Source organism: Sphingomonas sp. BK580 (assembly GCF_014194975.1).
Lineage (GTDB): Bacteria > Pseudomonadota > Alphaproteobacteria > Sphingomonadales > Sphingomonadaceae > Sphingomonas.
In genome coordinates this window covers 69,330-95,065 of the sequence record NZ_JACIAY010000005.1, presented here as the reverse complement: position 1 = coordinate 95,065, position 25,736 = coordinate 69,330, and the positions used below count along the sequence as shown (strand labels likewise).

Genomic DNA, 25,736 nt, shown 5'->3' with positions numbered 1-25,736 from the left:
GGCGCGGATGCGGGACGGATGGATCGACCATGCCGGGGAGGGGAGGCCGCTCCCTTTCGAGACGCGCGTCCGGGTCCGCCTGCGATCCGGCAAGGTCATGCGGGTGGCCCGGGCAGGCAGCCGGAACTGGGAGCACGCCGCGCTGGCCGATCCCGCGTACCAGATCGTGCAGTACGAGGTCGTGACGAACGACGAGCCCTCCGAGATCTAGGCGGGTGGACGCATCAACGAGGATACGTCCAGAGCGCGGGCATCTTGAAGCCGACAAGCTCTGCAGGTTGTCAGTCGCTCTCGGGCCTCCGGATGACTGAACCCGTGGACTCGAGCCGGAGCGCTCTCCGGGCGGCCCAGGTCGCTTTAGGATCCGTTAACCAAATTTGGGACAGCTTCCGGAGATGAGGGTGGAAGGATCCCTCGGGGATGGGCGATGATTGAGGTGGCTTCTTCGATGTCGAGAGCTGCGTGGGCGGTACCAGAGTGTCTCCGATGCGCGACGGCTTCGGAGCGATGGTCGTGAGGAGGCCCGGCCAGCCGATCTGGCGCTACGTCGCCATGCTCTGTCTCGGTACAGTCCTTCCTACGATCCTATGCTCGGCGCTGCTCTTGCATCAGCTCGTCGCCGATCAGCAGTCCCAGACCGCGTCTCGCGCCCAGGGGGCGGCGGATCGTCTCATGGTCCTGCTCGATGGCAAGCTCTCGAGCCTCGTCGCCGTCGGGCAGGCGCTGTCGACGTCGCCTCTCCTGGAGAACGGCGATCTGGCCGGCTTCAGGTCCCAGGCGCTTCGAGCCGTTCAGGGACAGGAATACGGTCTCGTGCTGCAGGATGCCGACGGAAGGCGACTTCTCGACACGAGGCTCGGCAATGCGCTGCCGCAAGGGGCGGCAGGCGGGTCGCCGCACGTGAACGACGTCACTAGCTCGGGTCGTCCGCGCGTCTCGACGGTGCTACGAGACGGCGCGTCGCGGCAGAACCTCGTCTGGGTCAGCGTTCCCGTCTTCAGTCGCGGTCGGGTCGAGTATGTTCTCAGCACCACGTTGCAGCCGTCCAGGCTTCTCGCCTCGATAACCCCGCCGAACTCGGATCGGACATGGCTGGTGCAGCTGGTGGACGGAGCGGGGAGGATCGCATCGGCGGTCGGGCCGACGGTGCCTCGCGAAGGTCCGCATGCGACGGCCATGTCTAGGATGTCGCCGCTCCGCATAGCCCTGCGTGGACCGCGGAGCGGCGCCTTCTCGAAGGCGACGGACCGCGCACGCGACCGCATCATCGCGTTCGGTTTGGCCACGACCTTGTTCGGCCTCTTCGCGGCGGCCCTGCTCGGGCGCGCCATGTCGAGATCCCTGAAGCGGATGAGGGAGAGCGCGGAGGCGCTTTCGGGCAGCGGAGATCCCGTGCTCGGACGGTCGGCCATACGCGAGATCCGCGAGGTCGAGGACGCGCTAGAGAAGGTCTCGCTGCTCCTGCGCGAACAGGCAGCCCAGCGGGACCAGCATGCGGCCGACCTCGCCCACCTGAACGAGACGCTGGAAGCCCGGGTGGCGGAGGAGACGCGCGAGCTGGCGCATGCGAACATGCGCCTCGAGAACGAGGCCAAGGAAAGGGAGGCGGTCGAGGCGCAGCTGCGGCAGATGCAGAAGCTCGAAGCCGTGGGCCTGCTCACCGGCGGCATAGCCCACGACTTCAACAACATGCTCGCCGTCATCATCGGAAGCGTCGAGCTCGCGGTGAGGAAGCAGGAGCAGGGGACTGGCGACGTCCGCCGGCTGCTTACCGATGCGCTGTCAGGCGCCGAGTCGGCGGCGGCGCTGACGAGGCAGCTGCTCGCGTTCGGACGGCAGCAGTCGCTCTCGCCGCAACGGATCGATCTCAACGATCTGCTCTTCAGCATGCGGGACATGCTGCAGCGGACTCTCGGCGAGAAGGTCAGGGTCGACCTGCGGCTGGCCGGGGATCTCTGGCCGAGCTGCCTGGATCGCTCTCAGATGGAAAGCTCGCTGGTGAACCTCGCCATCAACGCGAGAGACGCGATGCCAGGCGGCGGAACCTTGAGGGTGGAGACCGCGAACGTCACCGTGGACGACGAGGCCAGCGCGGCGCGCGAGCGCATCGCCGCCGGCGACTACACGGTGCTCACCGTCAGCGACACGGGAACCGGCATTCCCGCCGACCTCCTGCACCGCGTGATCGATCCCTTCTTCACGACCAAGGAGGTCGGCAAGGGCAGCGGGCTCGGCCTCAGCCAGGTCCATGGCTTCCTCCGGCAGTCGAACGGCTACCTGCGGATCGACTCCAAGCAGGGCGTCGGCACGTCGGTCCGGCTGTATGTGCCCCGCTACGAGGCGATGCGGTTCGAGGAGGCATCGGCCGCATTCCGCGAACTGGACACGGCCGACAAGGAGAGGACCGTGCTCGTCGTCGAGGACAATGACGCGGTCCGCGAGGCGAGCGTGCGCGGCATTCGGGAGTTGGGCTACAACGTCATCCATGCGTCGTCAGCAGAGGAGGCGCTGCAGCGGCTGGCGTCGACCTCGCGCGTAGATCTGCTGTTCACCGACGTCGTGATGCCAGGAATGAACGGTCGCGAACTGGCCGAGGCGGTGTCGAAGACGCGTCCCGATCTGAAGGTGGTCTACGCGACCGGGTACAGTCGGAACGTCGCTCTGAGCGGGCTCGTGGAGAACGGGCGTCCGGTCCTCGAGAAACCGTTCACGCTCAACCAGCTCGCGACTTTCCTCGATCAGGCGTTCGAGGCAAAGGCGGCATGATCGACGTTGGACGGCGAAGCTTGCCGGACGAGGAGACGCGTAGGTAAGTTGGCAGGTGGGCGGACCGCGCGTCCGCCCACACTTTCGATGTCACCGGCCGTCGTCCTGCCACAGCCGACGCCGACTATTATGTGCCCTCCGACCTTGCACATCGGGGACGAGGAGCGAATTGGCGGATCCCTCCGCAACGGCGCACCGGCTTGCCCGAAGGGCTGATGATCTCGGACGACTTCGCGCCGCCGACGTCTCGTCATGGCTCGCGCATGCGGTGATCAGCAGTCACGAGGTCGATCAGCGCGCGCAGAGGTGTCGGCACGAAACGGCTGGAGAAGTACAGCTGCGGCCCTCCAAACGCTGGCCACCAGTCCTCCAGGACCGGGAGCAGGGACCCATCGTCGAAGCATGGAACTAGCCAGTTCTCGAACGTCCCGATGATCCCATGCCCATCGCGCGCCGCCTGGATGGCGGCGGGGACCGCGTCGACGCCGACCGTCAGCCGACCCTGGACATCGATCGTCGTGCTCTCGCCGCCTCGCTCGAATTCCCAATCCACGAGCGCGCCGCTCGAGAAGCGGAGGCGTATCGCCGCATGGTTGTTCACGTCCTCCGGCCGGAGCGGCGTTCCCCAGGCTTCGAGGTAGGACGGAGCCGCAGCGTACGCCAACCTCTGGATAGCAGGTCCGATCGGGACCGCCACGACGTCCTGAGCGAGGTGCTCGCCGTAGCGAATGCCCGCGTCGCACCCGGCGGCGACGACGTCCACGAGACGATCCTCGACCACGATCTCCACGCGCACGTGCGGGTGCAGATGGAGGAAGCGGTCGAGCAGCGGCGGCAGAATGTCGACCATGACGGCTCCGGTCACGTTCAGCCTGAGCAGGCCGCGCACGTCGTTCTTGCTGTTGGCTGCGTCCTGAAGGGCGGCACGAGCCTCGGCGAACACGCCCGCCAGCCTCGATGCCAGCTCCCTTCCCGCCTCGGTCGGCATGACGCTGCGGGTCGTTCTCGTGAGCAGCGGCACGCCCAGACGTCGCTCGATCGCCGAGATCTTGTCGCTGACGGTGGACGGCGAGAGGCGGAGCCGCTTGGACGCGGCCCGGAAGCCGCGCTCCTCGACGACGGCGAGGAAGACCGACATGTCGTCCAGCCCGAGATCGTCACCACTGTTCGGCATGACGATCACCCTGTTCGAACGGGCAGGAATTATCAACGAGCCTCGAGGGGAGCACATGCAAGGCCGAACGAGGCGGCGCCGGAGCCGTCCGTTGAGCAAGGACCGCGCGAATGAGGACTGCCCTGATAACTGGTGCGAACAGGAGCATCGGCTTCGAAACCGCTCGCCAGCTCGGACGCGGCGGGTATCGAGTATGGCTGGGCAGCCGCGACCCGGAGAAGGGCGCCGCCGCCGCTGATCGGCTGCGAGGGGAGGGGATCGACGCGACGGCGTTGAGCATCGACGTCACGGACCCGGACAGCGTGACGAGCGCGGCCGCGACGGTCCGGGAGCGCGTCGGCAGCCTGAACCTTCTGATCAACAATGCCGGCATCGCCGGCGCCTCCGCAGCCGCGCCAAGCGCACAGCCGCTCGAAGACGTCCGAGCGGTATTCGACACGAACGTGTTCGCACCGATCCGCGTCACGCAGGCGTTCCTGCCTTTGCTGAAGGCCTCCGACCATGCCGCGGTCGTCATGGTCAGCAGCGGTCTCGGGTCGCTTGGATGGCTTTCGGACCCGGAGCATCCGTTCCACCGCATCAACCTGCTGGGCTACAACAGCTCCAAGACGGCGCTCAACGCGGTCACCGTCGCCTTCGCAAGGGAGCTGAGCGCGTCGGGAATCAAGGTCAACTCGGTCGACCCGGGCTATACCGCAACCGACTTCAACGGCCACACCGGCTATCGCACGGTCGAACAGGCGGCCGCCGGGATCGTCTGGCTGGCCACACTGGGTTCCGACGGTCCGTCGGGCCGCTTCTACTTCGAACAGCAAGAAGTGCCTTGGTAGGGTGCGCGGCGCGGTCACGGGTAGCGGGTTCCTCTGGCCGACCCCCGTCGGGACCCTGACCGGTCGTTCGATAGTGGATCCTCCTTCAACGCTGCTATGAACGGTCTGAAGGTCCTTCACTCGTCGCAGGCATTTGGCGCGACCGCGGCCGTCGTGACGTCGACGATTGTCGAACGGCCGCTGTTCGCGCGGTAGTGCTCAACGCACCGTCTTTGGCCGAACGAGCCGATTGCGGCTGGGTCGACGCAACGCGTTCGGGTGGTTGATCCTCAGGGGATGGCCGGCGAATCCTTCGCTCGTGGACGCCTCCGGGGGAGGGCGGGAGGTCAGCCTGCCGCTTTTCGCAAGGACGGCTCCGCGTCCTTGCGTCGCTCGACCGACGTGGAAGCTCTACGTCGCCCGTGTCCACCACAGAGGAACACTCCCTTGGCTCACGACGCCGTCTCGCACCCAGGCCGCTACTTCGCAACGGCGGCATCGGGCCTGATGTCCGCCGAGGTGCTTGGAAGTACGATGGCCCACCTTCGCCTCGAAGCGGAACTCGGTGCGCCGGCCGCGGCTGCACGATCCATGGATGCCGTGGCGAGAGGTTATGCGGCGGCGGGGGAGCTGCTCGGAGCGGACGCGGACGAGATCGCGCTCGTCGAGAGCGGGAACAGGGGTCTCCAGGCTCTGATCCAGTCCGTCGACCTGAAGCCTGGCGACCACGTCCTCGTCGATCGTACCTGCTGGGGCGGGACGCTGGCCATGCTGGCAAGCCTGTCCGGCGTCGTCGTCGATGTCATGCCCGTCGACGACGCAGGCGTGGTCGACGTTGCGGCGGCACGGCGAAGTGCCGACCCGAGAACCAGGCTGGTCGTGCTGACATGGATTCCTGCCACGTGCGGCGTCGTGAATCCCGCAGAGGACGTCGGCGCGCTCTCAGCGGAGCTCGGCGCCTGTTATTTCGTGGACGCCTGCCAAGTCGTCGGCCAACGACCAGTGGACGTGGCCTCGCTGCGGTGCGACGGCCTCGTATCGAGCGGGCGGAAGTGGCTTGGGGGGCCGCGAGGGACGGCCGTTCTCTACGCCTCACGGCGCTTTCTGGACGCCACTCGGCCGTTCATGCCGGATCAGTTCGGAGCGGGCCGCACCGATGCCCGTCGCTATGAAACGGGTGAAGCCAACCTGGCTGGCCGCGTCGGGCTCGCTGCCGCACTGCTTTCGTACCAAGCTGCGGAGAGTGAGCGCAGCGCTCGGATGGCCGCGATCGCGGACGACATAAGGCGGCGAGCGGCGGCGGCTACTCGCGCATACGTCGTCGAGCGCGGAGCAAGACTCGCCGACTTCGTAACGCTGGCGGGTTTCGACGTGGCGAAGGCCGCATCGGATCTCGCCAGAGCCGGCGTGACCGTGAGCGTTCCGACGCGTGAGTACGCGCCCCTTGACATGGATTCCAGGCGTCTCGCCGAGGTCATGCGCATCGCTCCTCACCCCGGGACGACGCTCGAGGACGTAGAAGTTCTCTTTGATGCGCTGTCGCACTGGATCGACTGAGCGCCGTCGGCGGCGCGCGACTTGCGCGAAGCAGCGACGAGGCCTGCTCCGCGCCGAACCCCTAAGTTCCAAGAAGAGAGAGCCGCCGCACGCCGGCCGTCGTTGGAAGGGGTGGGCTGAATGACGGTCTTGTAATCCAAGGTACCGGATTGGGTCATGATATGATGCGTACACCTCCGATCTTGGAGGACGGTCGCATGGGGTTGGGGCGGAAGGCTTGGTTTGGCGCGATGGCGGCGGGATCGCTGCTCGCCACCTTATCCGTAAGCGGCGAAATCGGGGATCGCCGCCCACCGGAGCCGCGAGCGAAGCCTGTCGGCGGAGCGGTGACGCTGCTGTCGTACAACGTCGAGGGCTTGCCGTGGCCGCTCACGCATGGACGTGCCCAAGCAGCGGAGGAGATCGCTACGCAGCTGCGAGCCTTGCGGAGACAAGGCGAGCAGCCGCAGATCGTAGCGGTCCAGGAGGCGTTTGGCGCCGCGCAGAAGGCGATCGGAACTGCTGCCGGCTACCGCTACGTGGCCTACGGCCCAAGCGCCGGCATGGTTTCGCCGACCCCTGCTTCGAACGGCGAACGCGCGTTTCTCACGGAAGGTCGGGTCCTCAAGGGAGAGACCGAGGGGGCCTGGGAGGATAGCGGTCTCGCCATCTTCTCGGATCTTCCGATCCTTTGGACGAAGCGGATGCCCTTTCCCCGGTACGCCTGCGCCGGCTTCGACTGCCTAGCAAACAAGGGCATCCTCGCGGTCGCGCTGCGCGCTCCTGGTCGCAAGGATCCTTTAATCGTGGTCGACACCCACCTCAACTCGCGCACGGCTTCGAGGGTCGACGATGCTCGCAGTCTAGAGGCATATCGCTCGCAGGTGGATCTCGTGAGCAAGACCGTACGAACCCTCGGCGGCACCGGCTCTCCCGTCGTGCTTGCTGGAGACTTCAACGTCGGTAACGATCCGGCCCGCCGGATCTACCTGACTGCCGCTCTGGGCGACTTAGACCGCATGGCGGTCGGCGCGTCGGAGGCGGTGTGCGGCGCGACGTGCCGGGTCGTCGCGAGCGTGCCGTCGGTCGCGAGATCCAAGACGATCATCTTCTACCGAGGTTCTTCAACCCCGTCGGGCCCTGCCAAAGGCTTCGGCTCGCTGGCAGACGGACGAAGGCTTTCTGACCACGTCGGCGTCATGCAGGCGTTCGGTCTGCGAACGTGACGACCTCACGACGTTGGGCCGTAAAGAGCGCATCCGTGTCGATAAAGGGCTCGAGGCCCCCTGCGCCAGGGCGATCGACTCGTGCGAAAGCACCTAGACACGCCTCCTCCTGGCCGTCCGCGCGCCTGGACGACCAAGGCAAGCAGGCAGTCGGCAGTCGCTGCCATGGTCGTCAGGAGGTCAGCTTCCCCAAGGTTTCCGCCTGGCGACTTCGTCTTCGCTCCGACACCCTCTTTCGGGAGCGCCGGAATGAGCCGACTCTTCAACTCGAACGGAACATGCGCGTCAGCCTGCGACGCCGGAAGGGACGAGCGCCTTCCCTCCATGCCGAGCCTGGCTGAATGGTCGGCGAAGGGTGGACGCGGTGAGCCCACCCCGCCATGAGCGCTCCCGTGAAAACTGGATCGTACCTGGACGACCCCGATTCCCCCGTGCAGTTCCAGCGGTGCGGCGCGGCGGCTGAGGTGGACCCGGGTAGGGTTGACGGCAACTCTCCGCCCGAGGACTGCGCAGTGGGCTGGCCTCAGTGGGGCTCGATTCTTCTCGGCGTTCTGGCGTCGCTGGTCTACCTGGCCTGCGTACCGCTCAGCAACGGGGACGTGCGGGACCACCTCCTGCATTGGACCGCTTACATCGTCGCGCACGGCCGCTTCGACGCGTTAGGCCACGCGTTCTCCGAATACGCACCGCCGTACCTGTACCTGCTCTCGCTCGGCACTCTGCTGGCGCCCGCGCTTGGGCAGCTCGCGGTGATCAAGCTCGTGTCGATCGCCGGAACGATGTTTCTCGCCCTCTGCGTGCGCTGGCTTCTGCTGGCCTGCGTCGACGCACCGACCGCCAGTCGGGCCTGCGTCCTGACGCTCTGCCTGCCGACGGTCGTGGCCAACGGGCCTGCATGGGGCCAGTGCGACGCGCTGTACGCCGGCTGCGCGGTACTTGCGGTCGGCGCAGTTGCCCGAGGGCGCATACTATGCGCGATGCTCGCGACCGGTGTGGCGGTATCGTTCAAGCTGCAGGGCGTCTTCATCGCGCCGCTGCTGCTCGCGACGCTGCTCGCGGCGCGCGGCCGCTGGTGGACGCTCGCGCTGCTTCCGACCACTTACGCCGCGATGATGCTGCCGGCCTGGATCGCCGGACGCCCGGCACGCGATCTCGCCCTGCTCTATCTCTATCAGGGCGCGTACTTTCACGATCTCGCGCGATCGGTGCCGAACATGTGGCAGGTGCTCCGCGCCTTGGCACCGGAGCTGCCCTACGTGCCGGGAGTGCTCGTCGGGCTGCTCCTCGCGGCCGCGGCCGTGGTGTTGGTCGCGCTCGCTTCCCGTCGGCGGCTCGACGATCCCGAGCGCGTCCTCCTGGTGGCGCTGACGGGGGCGATGCTGGTGCCGTACCTGCTGCCGAAGATGCACAACCGCTACTTCTTCCTCGCGGACGTGCTTGCCTTCGCCTACGCGATGGTCGCCGGCTCACCAAGAGCGATGCGGATCGCGGTTCTGGCGCAGATCGCCTCCTTCCTTTCGTACGCCACCTTCCTGCTTCACCTGACCGGTGGGGCGTTCGTCGGTGCGCTGGTCATGACCGCGGCTCTCGTCCTGGTGCTGCGCGAGTTCTCAGCCAAGGTCGCACCGTTCGGTTCGAGAATGCCGTACGTCCCCATGCGTCAGCGCCGTTTCGATGCTGCGGGAGCGACGAGCCATCCGCAGAAGAGGGCGACGTAGAGGATGCCGACGCCGATCGCACCGATTCCGCCGGCTTCCAGCCAGAAGACGAGCGGCTCGTCGTCGCGAGCGACCCTCCTTCCGCCGAGATGAATGGCGCCTTCGGAGACGCTCCACGCCAGGAGCGACAGTATGATCATGCCGAGAGCTGCCAGCGCGATTCGGCGCCATGCCTGTTCGCCAGTCCTTTTCATGGCGAAAAGGTCGCTCTTCGGCGACAATGGCGCAAGAGGGAGGTGGGCGCCGCACGGCGTGAACCGGGGGCGCTCCGATCGACTTGGGTTCGCACCGGTGCCCGAGGTCAGCGACCGGGGCGCTCCAGCCACCACAGGCAGAAGATGCACAGCGCGTAGAGCAGACGGCCGTGATCGCGACGCCCGGCACGATGCTCGTCGAAGAGCGCGTCCACGGTCGTGGCATTGAGCAGGCCAGACTGCGCGACGCCGCTGTCTCGCCAGAGCTCGCGTGCATAGGCTTCGAAGTCGTCCCGGAACCACCGGCCGAGCGGGATCTGGAAGCCCTGCTTGCGGCGATCGAGAAAGTTCGCCGGCAGCCAGGGCGCCACGGCGGCACGCACCGGAAACTTGCCTACGCCATTGCGCAGCTTGATCTCGGCCGGCATTCGCAGCGCGAGGGCGACGATCGCCTGCGACAGCATCGGGACCCTGACCTCGAGCGAATGCGCCATGCTGGCGCGATCGACCTTGGTCAGCATGGCGGAAGGAAGGTTGAGCTCGAGGTCGGCCATGGCGAACTGCTCCAGACCGTCGGAGGAGATCGCATCCGGGTTCGGGTAGTACTCGTCGACAAGCTCGACGATCGAGTCTTCGCGGTCCCGCCCCTCGAGCGGAGTGCCCGCGAAAAGCCGACGACGCAGGGCCGGAGCGGTGATCTGGGTCTTGGCGAAGAAGCGGGCTGCGCCGTTCGGCAAGGCGGCGCTTCGCGCGGTCTTCTGCCAGCGCTGCATGACTGCCCTTCCTGCGGCCCATGGCAGTGGCGGCAGCTCGGCGAAGCTTCGCATGCCGCGGCGGAGCGCAGGAGGAAGCGCGCCGATACGGCGTTCGGTGAGATGCCGCTTGTAGCCGAAGAACAGCTCGTCGCCGCCGTCTCCCGACAACGCCACCTTGACCTCCTGCGCCGCCAACCGGCTGAGGTACCAGGTCGGCACGGCGGACGGGTCGGCGAACGGCTCGTCGTAGGCGCGCTGCAGCTCGGGTAGCACCGCCCACGCCATCTGCGGGTCGACGCGGTGGGTGCGGTGCTCGCAGCCGAGGTGTCGCGCTACAGCCTCGGCGTACCCCGATTCGTCGTAGGCTCGTTCGGCGAAGCCGATCGTGAACGTCTTGATCGGCCGGTCCGACTGCCGCGCCATCGCGGCGACCACGGCGGAGGAGTCGACGCCGCCCGACAGGAAGGCCCCGACGTCCACGTCGGCGGCGAGCATCTGTGATCGCACGGTGGAGATCCAGGTGTCGCGGAACTCGTCGACCCATGCGTCTTCGGTCCGAACTCCCACTGACTCGTAACGCGCTCGCCAGAATGCTTCGGTGCGCGGGTCGCCCGCGGCATCCAGTTGAAGGATGTGTCCCGGCGGCAGCACCGCTACCCGTGAGTAGATGGAGCGCGGCCCGCGTACGTGTCCGAAGCTGAAGTAGTCGTGCACCGCGCGCGGGTCGGGATCGAACGTGAGGCCATCGACCGACAGCACCGCCTTCAGCTCGGACCCGAACGCGAGCCGGCCGCCCTGCCACATGTAGTAGAGCGGCTTGATGCCGACGTGATCGCGCGCGAGCGTCAGCTGCCGGGTCTCCCGGTCCCACAACGCAACGGCGAACATGCCGTCGAGCCGGTTCCATGCCGCCGCCCCCCACTGGCGCCACGCCGCCAGGATCACCTCGGCGTCGCCGCGCGTCCCGAAGCAGTGCCCCAGCGCAGCCAGTTCGTCCCGCAGGCGCCGGTAGTTGTAGATCTCGCCGTTGAAGACGATTGCATGCCGACCGTCGGCGCTGAAGATGGGCTGCTCGCTTCCGTTCAGGTCTATGATGCTGAGCCGTCGCATGCCGAACGCGAAGTCGCGGTCGACGAACACGCCCTCGCTGTCGGGGCCTCGATGCGCGATTGTCGCGCACTGTCGCATCACCGTGGTGCGGTCGACCGGCGGCAAGCCGGGGCCGTAGAGTCCGGCGATGCCGCAGATGGTCTCTCTCCTCCGTTCGCCCGCCGGTACGGCGGCGTCCTCTAGTGCGGCGGCGGCGCCATGTCACGGCCGCCTTGCTGCCGTCGGGCATGGCAACTAGGCGAGGCGGATGACGGCCGGGCCCGAAGGATCGAAATTCGACCACGGCGGCGCGGTGCGTGCCGCGATCCGCAATCTCGGCTGGCTGCTCGCCAGCAGGGGCGTTCTGGCGGTCCTCTCGCTGCTTTACCTTGGACTCGCCACGCGCACGTTGGGGCTCGCCGACTTCGGCCGCTTTGCGCTGGTCACCGGAGCGGCGCAGGGGCTCGCCGTGCTGGTCGGATTCCAGACGTGGCAGGTGGTGGTCCGCTTCGGGATGGATCATCGCGCCCGCGGAGAGGACGCGGCGCTCGGCCGGCTCTATCGCGCGTGCGTTCTGCTGGATGCCGCCAGCGCGGCGCTCGGCCTCGTGCTGGCGGCGGTCATCCTCGCGGTCGGGCGCGAGCAGCTCGGGATCTCGCACGCGCTGCTCCGCGACACCGCAATCCTTACGGCGGCGCAGCTCCTGTCGATCCGCTCCGCAGCCATCGGCATACTTCGGCTTTCCGACCGCTTCGGCGAGGCCGCCGTGGCGGACAGCGTGACGCCGGTGGTCCGCTTCGTCGGCGCGGTGGTTGCCGCGACGCTGCTTCCCACGCTGCAGGCCTTCCTGTGGGCTTGGAGCGCCGCCGAGATCGCCACGGCGGCGTCGTACTGGCTGATTCTCGCGCGCAGCGGCGACGTCGGGCGGATGTGGAGCGCCCGGCTGTCGGGCCGGCTGACGGCGGAGAACCGCGGCATCGGGCGCTTCATGGTCAACAGCAACGTCGTCTCGTCGCTCGGGCTGGCCGCCAAGCACATTCCGCTCCTTCTGGTCGGAGGCTTCGTCGGCCCGGCCGCCGCTGGTGCCTTCCGGCTCGCGCTTCAGATCGCTCAGGCCCTGGCCAAGCTCGCGCAGCTGATCGCGCGGGCGGCGTTTCCGGAGGTGGTGCGAACCGTGCGCGGGGCGACGCCGGCGGCGGTGGCTGGCGCTCTCGGGCGGATGGTGCTCGCGAGCAGCGTAGGCGCCGCCGTCATCCTGGTCCTGATAGCGCTGCTCGGCCGCGCGCTCCTCGTTCTCGTCGGCGGCGATGCGTCCTATGCCGGCGCCTACGACCTTCTCCTCTGGCTGGCCGCGGCGGGATCGATCGATCTCGCCGTGGTCGGCTTGGAGCCGGTGCTCCTCGCGGCTGATCGTTCGGGAGCGGCGATGCTGGCGCGCGGGGCCGGCGTCGCTGCCCAGCTGGCGCTCTCCCTGCTCCTTCTGCCGCGCGTCGGCGCCGCGGGCGCCAGCGTCGGGGTGTTCGGCGCCTCGCTCGTAACGGCAATTATGCTCGGCGCGCTGGTGCGTCGCTACGTCCGCTCGCGCGAGGCGGACGGCTGAGCGGCGAGACGCGCGCGCACGAAGTCGAGGTCGGTCGGCGTGTCGACGTCCACGGCGGCTAGACCGTCGTCCGCCGCGACGATCGCGGCGACCACGCCTGCGCGCCGGCCGAGATGGCCGACCGCGTCCGCAAGGGTCAGCCGGCCGAGCAGGTAGCGCAGCAGCAGGCCCGGCCCGAGCCGCCGCACGATCCGCCACGGACGCTTGCGGTCTCGCTCCACCTCCTGCCACAGCGAGATCATCGCCGCCGCGCGCGGTGTGGCGAGCAGGAAGAGGTTGCAGCCCGACCAGTGACCGTCGGCGAAGCGGAGGTAGGTTCGGCGCGTTCCCGGCGCGGCGCGTTCGACGAGGTCCCGGCGAGCAAGGAGGACCGCGACGTCGACTCCGTCCGGCACGCGTTCGACGAAGCCGGCCACCCACTCGGGGCGCAGGAGGCCATGGTCCCCGGTCGTCACCAGCAGCGGAGCGCCGAGCGCTTCCAGCGCGAGCGCGGTGGACGCGCTCGGGCCGTCGGCGGCGGGCAGGCCCTCCGCCCCGGCGCGACCTGCTGCGCCGATCACCGCGGCGCTGTTCGCTGACACCGCGACGCGACGTACGCCCGCCGCGCGGAGCGCCTCGACGACGCGGACCAGCATCTCGCGTCCGCCAATCTCGATTAGCGCCTTGTCGGTCACGCCGGCATGGACGGCGAGCGGATCGTCGCCGCCGCGCGACCCTGCGAGCACGAGCGCGCAGGGGATCACGGCGTGCGCCGCCACACGCGCCAGAACACGCCAGGCGCGGCGAGGATCGGGTGGCGTTCGCGGAACGGCGTGAGCGCGATCCGCACGCCGGTGTGGCGCTCGATCTTCCACAGGCCGTAGCGCGCCGCGCCTTCGAAGGTGAAGGCGGCCTTTGCGAGGCGTACGAGGTTCAGCCACTTGCCGGCTCGCGAAACGCGGAGCCAGGCGGCGGCGATCGCACGCAGCTGGCATTCCGTAGGGCGCGCCATGAGCGAGCCGTCGTGCTCGTCGAAGGCAATCCCGCCCGAGCGCCAGGCGAGAGGAAGCAAGCGGTCGTAGCGTTCGCGGTCGTAGCTCAGGATCTGATCCTCCCTTCCCGGAGCCTCTACGCGCAGCTCGGTGGAATAGGTCGCGCGGAAGAGCTGACGCCAGAAGTCGCCAGGCGCCGCGACGTCCGCGCAGTGCAGAGTGGTGAACCAGCTGGCGGTGACGGCGGCATTCGCCACGGCGGTGGCGACGCTGCGCCGAACTGTCTCGTTCTCGGCCCAGATCAGCGCCGACGGCTGGACGAAGCGTGCCCAGATGGTCGTGTCCAGCGTCGCGCCGCGCGCGGCGCGCTCGAAGGTGGCCAGCCGCATCGTCGCGACCTTGGCGCGGACGATCCGGCCCTCGAGCTCTACTTCGTGATAGCTCACGTCGGGCCAGATCAGTCGGCTCAGCAGCCCCGTCCGCGCGGCCGCGCCGCGCAGCACGTAGAAGTCCAGCACGCCGTCGAGATCCCCCGTCCGCAGCACGGATCCGTAGAAGAGGACGGCCGAGCCGGAGACCCGCGCGGCGATGGCCTGCGCCGCACGAGCGACCAGGGGAAGCACCGGACGTCGGAGCTCCTCCGTGATGATGTCCTCCAGCGCCGTCACGCCGTGACGAAGCGGATCGGCGTCCCCGTTCGGATCGTGACGACTTCGGCCGGGTACGCCTCCCCATCCAGGACGAAGCCGCCCCCGAGGCGCAGCCGGAAGGCGGGTACGTCGTGGCAGTGGTGATAGCCGGCGCGCTGGAGCCATCCGCCCTCGCGTCCGGCGAGGATGGCGGGCGCGGCGAGAGGCAGGAGGCGGGGTGGTGCCTCCACGGCGAGGACGTTGAGGCCCTCGGCGTTGTCTCCAAGCGGCCTCAGGCCGAGCGGAAGCCGGCGCAGGGTCGATCCTAGAAGCAGGTAGAGGTCGCTCTCCCGGGCCTTGCCGCTTTCGAGATCCACCATCTCCATCCGCTCGCCCGCGCGCCACGGGTTGGACGACCGTCCGAATGCGGTCTGCGCGAGCGCTCCGACGAGCGACAGACCAACGGCGATGCCTCCGAACGCCCCGATGGCGTGGGTGCGCTGCGCGAGTTCGGTAGCCCGCACGAAGCCGCCGGCGCCGAAGAGGAAGCCGCGAAGCGTCGTTCCATCCTCACGTTCGATCTCGACCGGGCTTCGCGTAACGATCCGACCGGCAGCCAGCGCGACGCGCGCATGCGTCGCGGTCCATTCGTTCGGCACGCCGAGGTCGATAGCCAGCGCGTTCGTCTTTCCCGACGGGATCACCGCGATGGGAGGCAGTTCGGCCCCGAACGCGGCCGGCGCGGCGGTGAGGACGTCGCGCACGGTTCCATCGCCGCCGTCCACCACCAGCAGCTCGATCCTGCGGGCCGCAAGGTCGCGCAGCGTCTCCGCGAGCTCCTGCTGCGAAGCAGGAGCATGGGTGAGGACCTCGCCTTCGGTCTTGCGCAGGAAGGAGACGTGCCGGTTGCGGCGGCTTCGCGGGTTGCCGATGATGCCCACGCGGGAGGGCGCCGGAGACGCGACGGGACGGCGGGCGGACCGATCTGGCGCCTTCGGGAGTCCCCGGTCCTTGATCAGATCGCCAACGGCAAGCGGCGACATCGCCGCCGCGTTGCAGATCCCCGGGTTCACCTGGCGCCGCTCCTCACGAAAGTGTCACAATGCTCTTGTACGCTACAAGCTGGCGGAATTGTGGCACACCGGAGAAGGGGTTTCCAAGGAAACCCGTTCGCGCAAGGACCTATTGCGGATAGCGGGTGCGTATCCTGAGCACCGTGTCGCGAGAGACGGCGAAGCGCGCGCGCTCGAACCCGGGCAGACCGAAGGTCGTCGGCGCGTCGTTGGAGAAGCCGAACCCCTCCTTCACCGAGAAGAGGGTGCGATTGAAGTGCCGATCGCCGTTCTCGTCGTGATAGGTCGCGATCGCGTAGTGGCCCGGCGCGACCCAGAAGCAGGTGGTAGTCTCGGGTGGGCGGGCCGGCACGCGGACCCGAAGCAGCTTGCCCTTCTTCGCAAGGAAGCGTCGGGCGTCATCGGGGTAGAGGGTCACCGCGACCTCTCCCTGCGAGTTGCTCAGGTCGGTGGCGATCACAGTCAGACGGATGCTGCCGGGCTGGGCGGCACCCGCGCAGGCAGGGCCCTGCGCCGCTGCTGGGTACGAGAGGAACGGAGCCGCTGCGAAGAGGAAAGTGCTGACGATGCGGAACATGCGTCCGATATGGCTTTCCGAGCACGTGGTGCAAGCGAACGGGCGGCGCCTCAGGCGAGCCAGCTCGCGACATGCTCGCCGCGTCGCGCCGCCGCCATCGCCTGCAGCAGCCGGACGAGATGGACGACGAGAGAGAGCATCGTCCAGGCCGCGACAGCCACGATGCCCCAGTCGGGACGTCGTACGAGAAGCAGGGCGAAGAGGATCACCATGTTGGGATTGCGGCGCGCGGTGAACAGCCGGAACCAGCTGTCGAACCGTCGCCACACGTGGATGTGCATGCTGAAGCGCACGATGAAGGCGCCTTCGATGAGCCGCTGTGCTACGTACCCGAACAGCATCGCGCCGATGACCGACCAGAAGGTCACATGGTCGAGCGGCCGCCCGTAGGGCGTGCAGCCCGTCGCCCAGGCCCACCACCAGAAGGGCGGGTGCACGAGATCGACCCCATGATCCCAGGCGTTCCCCAGCTTAGACGAGGTGATGGTGCACCGCGCGAGCTTGCCGTCCACGGTGTCCAGCACCATGAAGGCCAGCCCGGTCGCGAGCCCCGTCCAGAACCAGCCGTGCCAGAAGGCTATGGTTGCGACGATGCAGAGCAGCGAGCCGATCGCAGTCACGCCGTTGGGCGTGATGCCGATCCTGGCCGCGAGGCGGGTCAGCGCGAACGCCCACTCGGGCCAGAGATACTTGGTCAGGACGTCGGTCACGCCCTTGTAGGCGCCGACGTAGCTGGCGCGTTCGATCGCGGCGACGTTCTCCGGCACGAGCGGCTCGACGAACGGACGCTCGCGCTTGCGGAGTGCCTCGTTGAAGATCCCCTCCTCGCGCTCGGCCGCGAGAAGGTCGAGATGGGCGGGGAGGCGCTTGCCTGTCTTCATCGCGCGCGTAGCGTCCTCCACGTCGGCGTCCTGCACATGGGCAAGCACCGGCACGCCGTCGCGAGTGACGACGGTGCCTCGATGCCCCTCCAGCCACCCGATCCAAGACGGATCGAAGGCGTAGCGGAGGTCGGCCAGGATGACGGGCTCGCCGGATGCGGGATGTTCGAAGACCAGCCTGCGCGCTGCCGCGATCCGGCGCAGCCGCTCGCGCGCGCTCATGCCCCACAAGGGGGTCGGGTTGTCGTTGACCGGCACCAGCGCCGGCCGGGTCGATGATGATTCGCTAGCCGGCATCGTGGCGCGTCTAGCCTCCGGCGCGCGACGTGGCGAGGACGCCAAGCACCTCCTCCGCCGCGCGCGCCGGCGCTGCCCCCGACGTGTCGCCGAGAGCGGCGAACGCGATGTCGCGCTGCGCCTCGACGTACGTCGGGTGGAGGTCAGGAGCTCGCCGGATCGACGGCAGCAGCTCGGACAAGGCGACGACGACCTCTCCGGCACGCCACATCGCGTAGTCCGGATCCGCACCCCAGTCCCGCGCGCGGGGATCGAGGAAGATCGTCGGCCGGGGATCCACCAGGAATTCGAGGACCTGGCTCGACGTGTCGCCGAGATAGATGTCGGCCGCTGCGGTGTAGCTGCCGTCCACCAAGGCGAAGCTGTCAAGGTCGCAATGCACATGCGGGAGGTGCGCCACCTCCCGCAGGACCGCGCGCACCTCGGGGAAGCGTTCGACCAGTCTCTGGTGCGGCGCGAGAATGACGTTCCACTCGTCCTGTGCTGCCAGACGGTCGACGATCTCGCGTCCCCATGCCGGCCAGGACGAGCGATGGGCTTGCCAGTGCGGTGCATAGAGCAGCGTCGACCGTGGTCGCTCGAACAGGGTGCGACTGGCTGTCCGCTGCCGAAAGCCCGCCTTGACGTAGCCGGTCGCTACGATCCGCTCGGGGGGCATGCCGCGTTCCAGGTAGGTCCTTCGCTCCTGCTCGCTGGGAACGAGCGTGCGGTGCGCTGCCATCCGTCGCGGGTCGTCGCGGGCGCTCAACGACCCCACGCCGTGGGAGGTCTTGACGAAGCGCGCGGGCAGCCACGGAAGGACGCGCGGAATCCAGAGGCTTGTCTGCTCCGCGCAGACCACGACGGGGGTCCGAGCGAGCCGCGGCAGGAGTCTCGCGAGCGTCGGCAGCTTGGCGGCTGGACGCGCATCGCGCCGGAAGCCAGGAGCGCGCCTCACCCGAACGGATGGCAGCGCTTCCGTCCAGGGGCGCACGAGGTCCTCCATTCCGGCGTTCGACACCCAAAGGTCGATCGGCAGCGTCGGAGACTTGGCGGCGAGCGCCTCGACGATGGGGAACAGGTGCGGCACCAGCAGCGTCTCGCCGAGAAGCAGGAACGCCACCTGGGGCGTCAAGACGTCCGCTCCATCAGCGCGCTCCAGCCGATGACGTCGTCCGCCCGATCGATCTCGGCCCAGCCGCCTTCACGCACCTCGATGGCCGCGACCTGTCCCTGAGCCGCGAGCGCCGCGACGACGTCGTGGTGGTAAGCCAGGATGCCGTGCTCGCCGGCGATCACCCTTTCGAGGACCGCTCCGTAGGCGCTGGCTGCACCTCCGACCACGACGCCGAGGGAGCGATGGGTCGCGGCGGCGGGGTCGATCGTCTTGGAGACGGCGAGCACCTTGCCTTCCTCGACCCTGACTAGCATGTCGTCGGTCGCCGGCCGCGCGAGCGGCTCGACCAACAGGGCGATGGACTCGCACCTTGCGGATAGCGCCCGGGTCAAGATGTCGCTCGAGAGGGTGGTGTCGCCGTTCATGAGGCAGAACGCCTCGTGGAAGGCGTCACGCGCCATCCAAGCGCTGCCGATGCTGCTCGATACGCTCCAGAAGGGGTTGAAGCGCAGGTCGACCGGCAGCGGCGACGGGTGGGTCGCGAGATGCGTTCCGACCTGGTCGAAGCGGTAGCCAGCCACCAGGATCACGCTCGTCGCGCCCGCTTCGGCCAGCGCCGTGAGCTGGTGGTCGAGGATGGCGCGTCCACCGACAGGCACGAGGCACTTCGGCATCAGCTCCGTGAGGGGGAGCAGTCTTGAGCCGCGGCCGGCGCTGAGTATCACCGCGCGCACGTGGTGTCTTCCTCGGTCGGCTGCGAGTCCCAGTCCAGGATCGACCATCCTCTCGTCTGGGCGAGTGCCCGCAGAGGTGCGTGTGGGTTCACCGCGAACGGCTCGTCTGCGAACTCCAGGAGCGGAGCGTCGGAGACGTGATCGCTGTAGACCCGAATGCGAGAGGTCTCGCGCCGAGCTCCTTGGTCCGCGAGCCACTGCTGAACCGCGGTGAGCTTCGCGGGACCATAGAGGTTCCGTCCGTCCAGACGGTGCGTCAGCCGTCCGTCGGCCGAGATGATCGCGGCTGTGGCGACGACGTCGGCGATCCCGAGAAGTTGCGCGATCCGCTCGGCGTAGAAGCGGTGCGCAGCAGTGGCGAGGACGGGCCGATATCCCTGCTCCCGATCGGACCTGATGCGAGCTCTGGCATGTGGGCGAACGCTCGAAGCGACGGCGCGCTGTGCGAAGCGCTCTGCCACCGATGAGAGCTCCGCAACCGGAGTGGATCGCCCTAGCATCAGTCCGTGCATGACCTCCTTGAGCCGATCGCGCGAGAGCAGCCCCGCCCTTTGCGCTGCGGCCGGGGGGACGAGAAGCGGCGTCAGCATCAGCCGCCAGGGCGCGCGCCGCAAGGACGCGAACAGCAGGAACGAAGACCAGGTAGGCGACCTCGTGACCGTTCGGTCTAGATCGTAGAAGGCGAAGCTGGACATCTCCATCCTACTGGCATGTTCGACCCGAACCGAGAAGACGACGAGAGGTCTCGACCGATTGGTCTGCGAGGCGGGCCTGCGTGTCGTCGGGGGCTTATGTTCTGAGGTTCTCCGCGGCTCGGCCAGGTCATGGTGACGCCTGACGAAGTCGGACCTCCGAAGCGCTCGTCCGCGGCAGCTACAAGAAGCGCGGGATCGGGCCGTTCTGCGGCGTCTGGTTCGGAAGGTCGACGACGGTCCCGTCGACGTAGCACCAGCCCCATCCCTCGGGCGGATCGTAGCCTTCGATGATGGGGTGCCCCGTCGATCGGAAGTGCCCGGTGGCATGGCGGTGAGGCGAGTCGTCGCAGCATCCCACGTGTCCGCAGGCTCTGCACAGCCGCAGGTGGACCCACCAGCTTCCCATCTTCAGGCACTCCTCGCAGCCGAGAGTGCCGGGTTCGACGTCGCGGATCGTCGCGGCGTGGGTGCAGGTCGAACTCATGTCCATCCTCGGCGCGAGTGGCAAGCGGATGCCCGCCGCGTAGCACTGCCGGCGACACCGCGACACGCTAGATCGCATAGCCGCCGCCGCGATGCAGACGGCGGTGCGCCAGGCAACACTTCGGGACGAGCATGAGCTCGGCGGCCGACGGAAGAAGTGGTGTGGTAGGCAACCAACCAATCGCTGACGCGCCGCGGCCAGGTCGCCTTCGATCGCGACCTGAGAACTGCGTCGTCGTAGATGCCTTCCGCCGGGTCGAGCACGTTCGGTCAGACGGCGCGGGCATGACAGTGCGGAAGGCATCTTTCCGGGTTCCGGTAGGCCGATGGATCCGACTTCGCGCCTTGCGCCTGCTCCGCCGCGTGATAGCCTGCGAGCGCATCAGGGGAGGGCCGGCGTGGAGATCGGGACGATCGTGGTCGCGATGATGGAGAACCGCTCCTTCGACCACATGCTTGGCCACCTTTCTCTAGAAGGGCGCGACGTTGAGGGACTGCGATCCGACGCCGCCTGGCTCGGCAGGGTCGCGAACCGGTTCGGCGACGCCGCGTTCGGCCCGTTCCGAATGCCGAGCCCCTACGACACGCTCGATGCCGATCCGCCGCATGGCCGGGCGGAGATCGCGGTGCAGCTCGGATCCCGCGCGGGGGGGCGCCATGCGATGGACGGCTTCGTGAAGAGCTATGCGCCCGCCAAGGGCGCGAAGCCGGTCGTCGCGGGCGGGCGGCCGCCGGTCATGGGTTACTTCGACGGCTCGCAGGCTCCGATCACCCGCTTTTTCGCCGACAACTTCGCGGTCTGCGATCACTGGCATGCGGCGCTTCCGGCAGGCACGCAGCCCAACCGGCTCATGGCGATGAGCGGCACCAGCCGCATCGATGCCAACAAGGTGCCGCTGCCTCATCAGGAGCTCGTCTACGACTGGCTGACCCGTCGCGGCATCCGGTGGAGGGTCTATCACGCGGGGATACCCTTCTTCACGCTGATGCTCGACCGGGTCGACGACATCCTGTCCGGCCGATTCCGTCCGTTCTCGCGGTTCTTCGACGACGTCGTGGACGAGGATCCGGGGACGTTCCCGCAGGTGATCTTTCTGGAGCCGATCTACTCGGATGCGCCGCACGTCGGTCCGGCCTGCGACGACCACGCGCCGGCCGGGATCGTGGCGGGTCAGCAGTTCCTGCTGCAGGCGTACCGTGCCCTGAGGCGCTCGCGTTCGATCTGGCAGCGCAGCGTCATGGTGGTGACTTACGACGAGCACGGCGGCTTCTTCGATCACGTCCCTCCGCCCGACGTGCCGACCGAGCCTCCGCCGGACGCGTTCTACTCGGAGCGGTTCGAGACCCTCGGCGTGAGAGTCCCCGCGATGGTGGTCTCGCCCTTCGTGAGGCCGGGATCGGTCCACCACGGCGTCCTCGACCACACCTCGATCCTGAAGTTCATCGGTCAGCGGTTCGGCAACGGTGCCGGCTACTCCAGCGCGGTGGACGGTCGCGCCGTCGGCAGCGTGCTCGACGCGCTCGACAATCCGGCCGGGGGCCGGGCGGCGCCCGTTCCGCCGTCGCTGGAGGCCTATGTCGCGGCAGGCCTCCGCGATGCCGGCCGAATGCCCGGCACGGTTCCCGACACGCCCATTCAGACGAACTTCCAGCAGGCGCTCCAGGCGATCAGACGTCATCCCGTCCGTCCCGCCGGCGTGTATGACGAGCTGCTCGCGGCCTTTCCGGAGGGATGAGCGGCATGCGGCAGCCATCGCGTCACATTCGGACTTTCCTCGTCGCCCTGGCGCTTAGCGGGTGCAACCTGTCCGAGCAGTGGCGCCCCGGGTCGACCGAAGTCTACCGGCCCGTCTTCGAGCAGGCCAGCCGCGGCGACGTGCCGGCCGTCGTCGCGGCGCTCGACCGTGAGCCCCGCCTGGTGCGGGCGCAGGAGGACGACGGCCTCACTCTGCTTCACGACGCCGCGGCGGAGGGTCAGCTGCGCATGGCCGAGGTCCTCATCGATCGGGGAGCAAGGCTCGAGGCAAAGACCGGCGGCGGGCTGACGCCCATGCACCTGGCCGCGCAGTCCGGCGATCTGCCGATGATCGAGATGCTGGCGCGAAGGGGCGCCAGGCTGAACGCCACCGATCGTCGCGGCCGCACCCCGCTCGATCAGTCGATCCAGCACGGTCACCCAGAAATTGCGGATTGGCTGCGCTCGCACGGCGGCCGGGAGGGCAGACGCTCCCGGGGCGCGGCGGCGGATTGAACGCGGGGGATCGACGGCGCGCAGCCGGGCGGCTGCCGCTTCGGCGTAATGGGGGAGGCGCAGACGAACGGCATGGGCAAGAACATCGTCATCTTCTCGGACGGCACCGGTCAGGCAGGCGGCGTTCGCCCTGATCAGCGACTGAGCAACGTCTACAAGCTCTACCGCGCCAGCCGTTCGGGACCGGACAGCCCGATCGACCCCGCGGCCCAGATCGCCTTCTACGACGCCGGTCTCGGCACCGAGGACGACGCGGCAGGAGCGCCGACCCGCTTCGTGCGCTGGATTCGCAAGCTCCTCGGTTCGGTCACCGGACGCGGGATCACGCGCAACATCGTCGACTGCTACCAGCACGTCCTAGACCACTACGAACCGGGCGACCGGATCTTCATCTTCGGCTTCAGCAGGGGCGCGTACACGGCACGCTGCATCGCCAACCTGCTTGAGCTGTGCGGCGTACCCGCCAAGGGTCGCGACGATCGACCACTTCCGCGCCTAAAGCCGGAGGTGCGCGAGATCGCCGAGGAGGCGGTGCGCACCGTCTACGAGCATGGCGCGGGGCGGTCGGTCGCCAAGTTCGACGCCGAGCGCAACGAACTAGCTAGGCGCTTCCGCGACAAGTACGCGTCCGGTGATGCGGATGGATCCAACGTGCATCCGCACTTCGTGGGCGTGTTCGACACGGTGGCCTCGCTCGGCGCCAGGGGCTTGGTGCGCTTTGGGCTCGGCGTAGGGCTGGTCCTCGGCCTCGCGGCCGCTGCATCGTTCGTGGGGCTCGTCGCCAGGGTAGGTTTCGGACTCTCCTTCTGGGCGGTGACCGCGATCGTGACCGGGGGCGCGCTGATCGCATTCGCCGCCTCCAGCCTGCGTTCCACGGTCCATGTCATTCGCGACTTCCCGAACAAGGGCGATCGGAGACGGCACATCGCCAAGTGGGAGATGAAGAACTACGATCAGCGGCTGCCCCACGGCATACGCTTCGCGCGGCACGCCATGGCCATCGACGAGACCCGCGCGGACTTTCCGCGAGTGAAGTGGGGATGGAAGGGGCGCAAGGACGAGCGCATCGAAGGAGAGCCCGAGCGCTTCGTGCAGCTCTGGTTCGCCGGCAACCACTCCGACATCGGCGGCAGCTACCCCGAGGAGGAGTCGCGGCTTTCTGACATATCGCTGCAGTGGATGGTGAAGGAGGCGACCAGCATACCCGACCCGCTGATCGTCGACGACGCACGGCTCAAGCTCTACCCTTCGGCCGCCGGGGTCCAGCATTGCGAGGTCGACGCCATGCGCGACAGGCTCGCCGCCTGGATGCCGCGGTGGCTCGCCAGGCGTTGGAAGCCGACCTGGAAGGAGGCGCCGCGCACTGAGGTCCTCGGAGCGACTATGCATTCGTCGGTCGACGAGCGTTTTGCACTCCCCGGAGTGTGGAAGTGCGGTCGCTACGGCCCGTACCGGCCCGAGACCCTCCGGAACGATCCTCATTATTCCGCCTTCTGGCGAGAGGCGAAGTGACCGCGCGCTCCTCCGGCACTAGCGGCCTCGTCGCCGCGATGCTGCTCCTCTCGAGCGGATGCGTCCACACGGGCGGGCAGGGCGACTTCGCGCGGTTCGCCGAGGCGGCGGGCAAGGTCCACGCGCAGGCGGACCTGTCGTTCGCCCGCGCGAACGCGATCTCCCGACGGACCGCCGTCGATGCCTTCGTCGCATCTCGGCGTCCTGGCATCTCGGAGCGCGCATTCCCTCCCGCGCTCGACGCGGACGCCGTGGCGGCTTGGGACGCTGCGCTTTCGGATCTCGAGCGATACGGTTCGCTCGTCGCGACGCTGCTGGACGGGGGACGTGGGGGGCACGCCGCAGAAGCGGTCGCCGGTCTGGGGCGCGAACTGCAGACCGGCGCCGCCGGCGCCAAGATCGATCCCGGGGTGGGCGCCGGGTTCGCTGCGCTGGCGGGGATCCTCGTCGACGCATCGGCGCGTTCCTCCGCCCGAACCATCATGCGCGCGGCCGATCCCGCCGTCAGGTCCACCGTGAACGCGATGGCAGGAGCGATCGGACGCGACCGGTCCGAAGGCCTGCAGGGGACCGTATGGTCCAATTGGACGACTTCGCTCGGCGGCATACGAGACCAGTATGCGGCGGCGGCCGAGAAGGGCGACGAGGTTCGTCAACGTGCGCTGGCGATCGACTTCCTCGCGGGCGTGGACGAGCGCGAGGCGGATCTGCGCGGTTTGGCCTCCCTGCGCGCCTCGCTGCTCGCGCTCGCAGACGCTCACGCGGCGGCTGTCGCCGGCTCTCCGAGGGCGCAGTCCGCCGTCATCGACGGCATCGATCGCCGCCTGTCGGCGGTGAGAAGCAATCTCGATCTTCTCGGAGGAGCCGGCAGATGACATCGGGAGCTGAAACGACGCCTGAACCCCTGCGGAACGAGGATCTGGCGGACGTGCACCGCGAGCTCGTGTCGTTGTCTGCGGCCCTGGACCGCGCCATCGACGAGGCGCCCGACGCCGCGACCGTCCGGCGCCTGACCGCTCAGATCGCGGCTCTCAACGTTCGGATCACCGCCGTGGGACGGCAGCTGTTCGCGACCCGATCGGCCGAGATCGCCGCGGCGGCGCGCGACATCCACGACTCGATCCCGGAGGTGGAACGCGCTTTGGCGGATCTTGCGAGCCTCGATGACGCCCTGAGCGGCCTCACGGCAGTGCTGGGCATCGTCGACAAGGCGGTCGGCATAGCCAACTCGGCGGGGTGAGAAGGCGGACAATTCGCCTCAGCGAGGCGGCGTGCTACGCGACCGGGAGAAGGAGGAGCGTGGCCACTCCGCGGCGTGGCCACTCTCCACGTTCGGATCCGCCGCAACGAATCCGAACGTTCGCGATCGGCTCAGCTGGAGCGCCCGGGGGTTGCGCTGATGCCCGTGCGCCGCGGTCACTCGGAGCGCGAGCTCGTTATTCGCCCCTGCTTCGCACCTCAGCGAGTCGGTCTCGGAGCACGTGTGGTCGCTCGGGTTCTGTTCCGACGCTCTGCTGCGGAGCCAGAACAAAGAGCGCAACTTCTTCAGCGTCTTCAGGAAGGTGAATTGCATCTCGATAGCCTCTGCTAAAACACTCGTTTCTTGTCCTCAGTGCTCCTCGAGAGCCCATCAGCGTACGTAGATCTAATTCTAGGTTCACCGCCTTTCG

General features: G+C 68.3%; 24 protein-coding genes. 12 read left to right on the top strand and 12 right to left on the bottom strand.

Features of this window, described 5'->3' with window-relative positions; translation table 11 throughout:
• The first annotated feature begins 7 nt into the window (after positions 1-7).
• Together FHY05_RS10955 and FHY05_RS10950 are read left to right on the top strand one after the other, a co-directional pair.
• A complete protein-coding gene (locus tag FHY05_RS10955; protein WP_183944440.1) occupies positions 8-211 on the top strand; it encodes a hypothetical protein in 204 nt (67 codons plus the stop codon).
• A 275-nt stretch (positions 212-486) separates the two neighbouring features.
• A complete protein-coding gene (locus FHY05_RS10950) occupies positions 487-2,766 on the top strand; it encodes a response regulator (RefSeq protein WP_183944439.1) in 2,280 nt (759 codons plus the stop codon).
• A 250-nt stretch (positions 2,767-3,016) separates the two neighbouring features.
• On the opposite strand, the gene FHY05_RS10945 is transcribed toward FHY05_RS10950, so the two are convergent.
• A complete protein-coding gene (locus FHY05_RS10945) occupies positions 3,017-3,940 on the bottom strand; it encodes a LysR family transcriptional regulator (RefSeq protein ID WP_183944438.1) in 924 nt (307 codons plus the stop codon).
• A gap of 110 nt (positions 3,941-4,050) precedes the next feature.
• Between FHY05_RS10945 and FHY05_RS10940 the strand changes: the two genes are divergently transcribed.
• The 4 genes from FHY05_RS10940 to FHY05_RS10925 all read left to right on the top strand — a co-directional run bounded on the left by FHY05_RS10940 (position 4,051) and on the right by FHY05_RS10925 (position 9,229).
• Positions 4,051-4,770, top strand: coding sequence for an SDR family oxidoreductase (locus tag FHY05_RS10940; RefSeq protein WP_183944437.1), 720 nt, complete (start codon positions 4,051-4,053; stop codon positions 4,768-4,770).
• Positions 4,771-5,196: 426 nt separating this feature from the next.
• Complete coding sequence (locus tag FHY05_RS10935) at positions 5,197-6,306, top strand: aminotransferase class V-fold PLP-dependent enzyme (protein ID WP_183944436.1); 1,110 nt, start codon at positions 5,197-5,199, stop codon at positions 6,304-6,306.
• A 182-nt stretch (positions 6,307-6,488) separates the two neighbouring features.
• A complete protein-coding gene (locus FHY05_RS10930; RefSeq protein ID WP_183944435.1) occupies positions 6,489-7,511 on the top strand; it encodes an endonuclease/exonuclease/phosphatase family protein in 1,023 nt (340 codons plus the stop codon).
• A gap of 512 nt (positions 7,512-8,023) precedes the next feature.
• Positions 8,024-9,229 carry a hypothetical protein gene (locus FHY05_RS10925; RefSeq protein ID WP_183944434.1) on the top strand — a complete coding sequence of 402 codons (1,206 nt, stop codon included), beginning with the start codon at positions 8,024-8,026 and terminating at the stop codon, positions 9,227-9,229.
• Here FHY05_RS10925 and FHY05_RS10920 read toward each other — a convergent pair.
• Both FHY05_RS10920 and asnB read right to left on the bottom strand, forming a co-directional pair.
• Positions 9,172-9,423 (bottom strand): hypothetical protein, encoded by a 252-nt coding sequence (locus FHY05_RS10920; RefSeq protein ID WP_183944433.1) that lies wholly within the window; start codon positions 9,421-9,423, stop codon positions 9,172-9,174. The genes FHY05_RS10925 and FHY05_RS10920 overlap by 58 nt on opposite strands.
• Before the next feature lie 107 nt (positions 9,424-9,530).
• A complete protein-coding gene (gene asnB, locus FHY05_RS10915) occupies positions 9,531-11,417 on the bottom strand; it encodes an asparagine synthase (glutamine-hydrolyzing) (protein WP_183944594.1) in 1,887 nt (628 codons plus the stop codon).
• 118 nt (positions 11,418-11,535) lie between these two features.
• Between asnB and FHY05_RS10910 the strand changes: the two genes are divergently transcribed.
• Positions 11,536-12,867 (top strand): lipopolysaccharide biosynthesis protein, encoded by a 1,332-nt coding sequence (locus FHY05_RS10910; protein ID WP_183944432.1) that lies wholly within the window; start codon positions 11,536-11,538, stop codon positions 12,865-12,867.
• Here FHY05_RS10910 and FHY05_RS10905 read toward each other — a convergent pair.
• The 9 genes from FHY05_RS10905 to FHY05_RS10870 form a co-directional block, all read right to left on the bottom strand.
• On the bottom strand, positions 12,837-13,625 hold the full coding sequence (locus tag FHY05_RS10905; RefSeq protein ID WP_311732449.1) for a nucleotidyltransferase family protein: 789 nt from the start codon (positions 13,623-13,625) through the stop codon (positions 12,837-12,839). The genes FHY05_RS10910 and FHY05_RS10905 overlap by 31 nt on opposite strands.
• Positions 13,607-14,506 (bottom strand): hypothetical protein, encoded by a 900-nt coding sequence (locus FHY05_RS22505; protein ID WP_311732448.1) that lies wholly within the window; start codon positions 14,504-14,506, stop codon positions 13,607-13,609. Before FHY05_RS22505 ends, FHY05_RS10905 begins: the two co-directional genes overlap by 19 nt.
• Positions 14,503-15,540, bottom strand: coding sequence for a diacylglycerol kinase family protein (locus tag FHY05_RS10900; protein ID WP_183944430.1), 1,038 nt, complete (start codon positions 15,538-15,540; stop codon positions 14,503-14,505). Before FHY05_RS10900 ends, FHY05_RS22505 begins: the two co-directional genes overlap by 4 nt.
• A 109-nt stretch (positions 15,541-15,649) precedes the next feature.
• Positions 15,650-16,117 (bottom strand): DUF2141 domain-containing protein, encoded by a 468-nt coding sequence (locus FHY05_RS10895; protein WP_183944429.1) that lies wholly within the window; start codon positions 16,115-16,117, stop codon positions 15,650-15,652.
• A 50-nt stretch (positions 16,118-16,167) separates the two neighbouring features.
• On the bottom strand, positions 16,168-17,295 hold the full coding sequence (locus FHY05_RS10890; RefSeq protein ID WP_183944428.1) for a CDP-alcohol phosphatidyltransferase family protein: 1,128 nt from the start codon (positions 17,293-17,295) through the stop codon (positions 16,168-16,170).
• Positions 17,296-17,305: 10 nt separating this feature from the next.
• A complete protein-coding gene (locus FHY05_RS10885) occupies positions 17,306-18,409 on the bottom strand; it encodes a hypothetical protein (RefSeq protein ID WP_183944427.1) in 1,104 nt (367 codons plus the stop codon).
• Entirely contained in the window at positions 18,406-19,125 is a 720-nt protein-coding gene (locus tag FHY05_RS10880) for an NTP transferase domain-containing protein (protein ID WP_183944426.1), read from the bottom strand. Before FHY05_RS10880 ends, FHY05_RS10885 begins: the two co-directional genes overlap by 4 nt.
• Positions 19,113-19,820: an HAD family phosphatase gene (locus tag FHY05_RS10875; protein ID WP_183944425.1), complete on the bottom strand. Its 708-nt coding sequence runs from the start codon at positions 19,818-19,820 to the stop codon at positions 19,113-19,115. The genes FHY05_RS10880 and FHY05_RS10875 overlap by 13 nt, the downstream gene beginning before the upstream one ends.
• A gap of 178 nt (positions 19,821-19,998) precedes the next feature.
• Positions 19,999-20,304: a UBP-type zinc finger domain-containing protein gene (locus FHY05_RS10870; protein ID WP_183944424.1), complete on the bottom strand. Its 306-nt coding sequence runs from the start codon at positions 20,302-20,304 to the stop codon at positions 19,999-20,001.
• 397 nt (positions 20,305-20,701) lie between these two features.
• Between FHY05_RS10870 and FHY05_RS10865 the strand changes: the two genes are divergently transcribed.
• The 5 genes from FHY05_RS10865 to FHY05_RS10845 all read left to right on the top strand — a co-directional run bounded on the left by FHY05_RS10865 (position 20,702) and on the right by FHY05_RS10845 (position 25,306).
• A complete protein-coding gene (locus FHY05_RS10865; RefSeq protein WP_183944423.1) occupies positions 20,702-22,039 on the top strand; it encodes an alkaline phosphatase family protein in 1,338 nt (445 codons plus the stop codon).
• A gap of 5 nt (positions 22,040-22,044) precedes the next feature.
• Entirely contained in the window at positions 22,045-22,554 is a 510-nt protein-coding gene (locus tag FHY05_RS10860) for an ankyrin repeat domain-containing protein (protein ID WP_183944422.1), read from the top strand.
• A 72-nt stretch (positions 22,555-22,626) separates the two neighbouring features.
• A complete protein-coding gene (locus tag FHY05_RS10855; RefSeq protein ID WP_183944421.1) occupies positions 22,627-24,066 on the top strand; it encodes a DUF2235 domain-containing protein in 1,440 nt (479 codons plus the stop codon).
• Positions 24,063-24,941 carry a hypothetical protein gene (locus tag FHY05_RS10850; RefSeq protein ID WP_183944420.1) on the top strand — a complete coding sequence of 293 codons (879 nt, stop codon included), beginning with the start codon at positions 24,063-24,065 and terminating at the stop codon, positions 24,939-24,941. Before FHY05_RS10855 ends, FHY05_RS10850 begins: the two co-directional genes overlap by 4 nt.
• Positions 24,938-25,306 carry a hypothetical protein gene (locus FHY05_RS10845; RefSeq protein ID WP_183944419.1) on the top strand — a complete coding sequence of 123 codons (369 nt, stop codon included), beginning with the start codon at positions 24,938-24,940 and terminating at the stop codon, positions 25,304-25,306. Before FHY05_RS10850 ends, FHY05_RS10845 begins: the two co-directional genes overlap by 4 nt.
• Positions 25,307-25,736 lie beyond the last annotated feature (430 nt).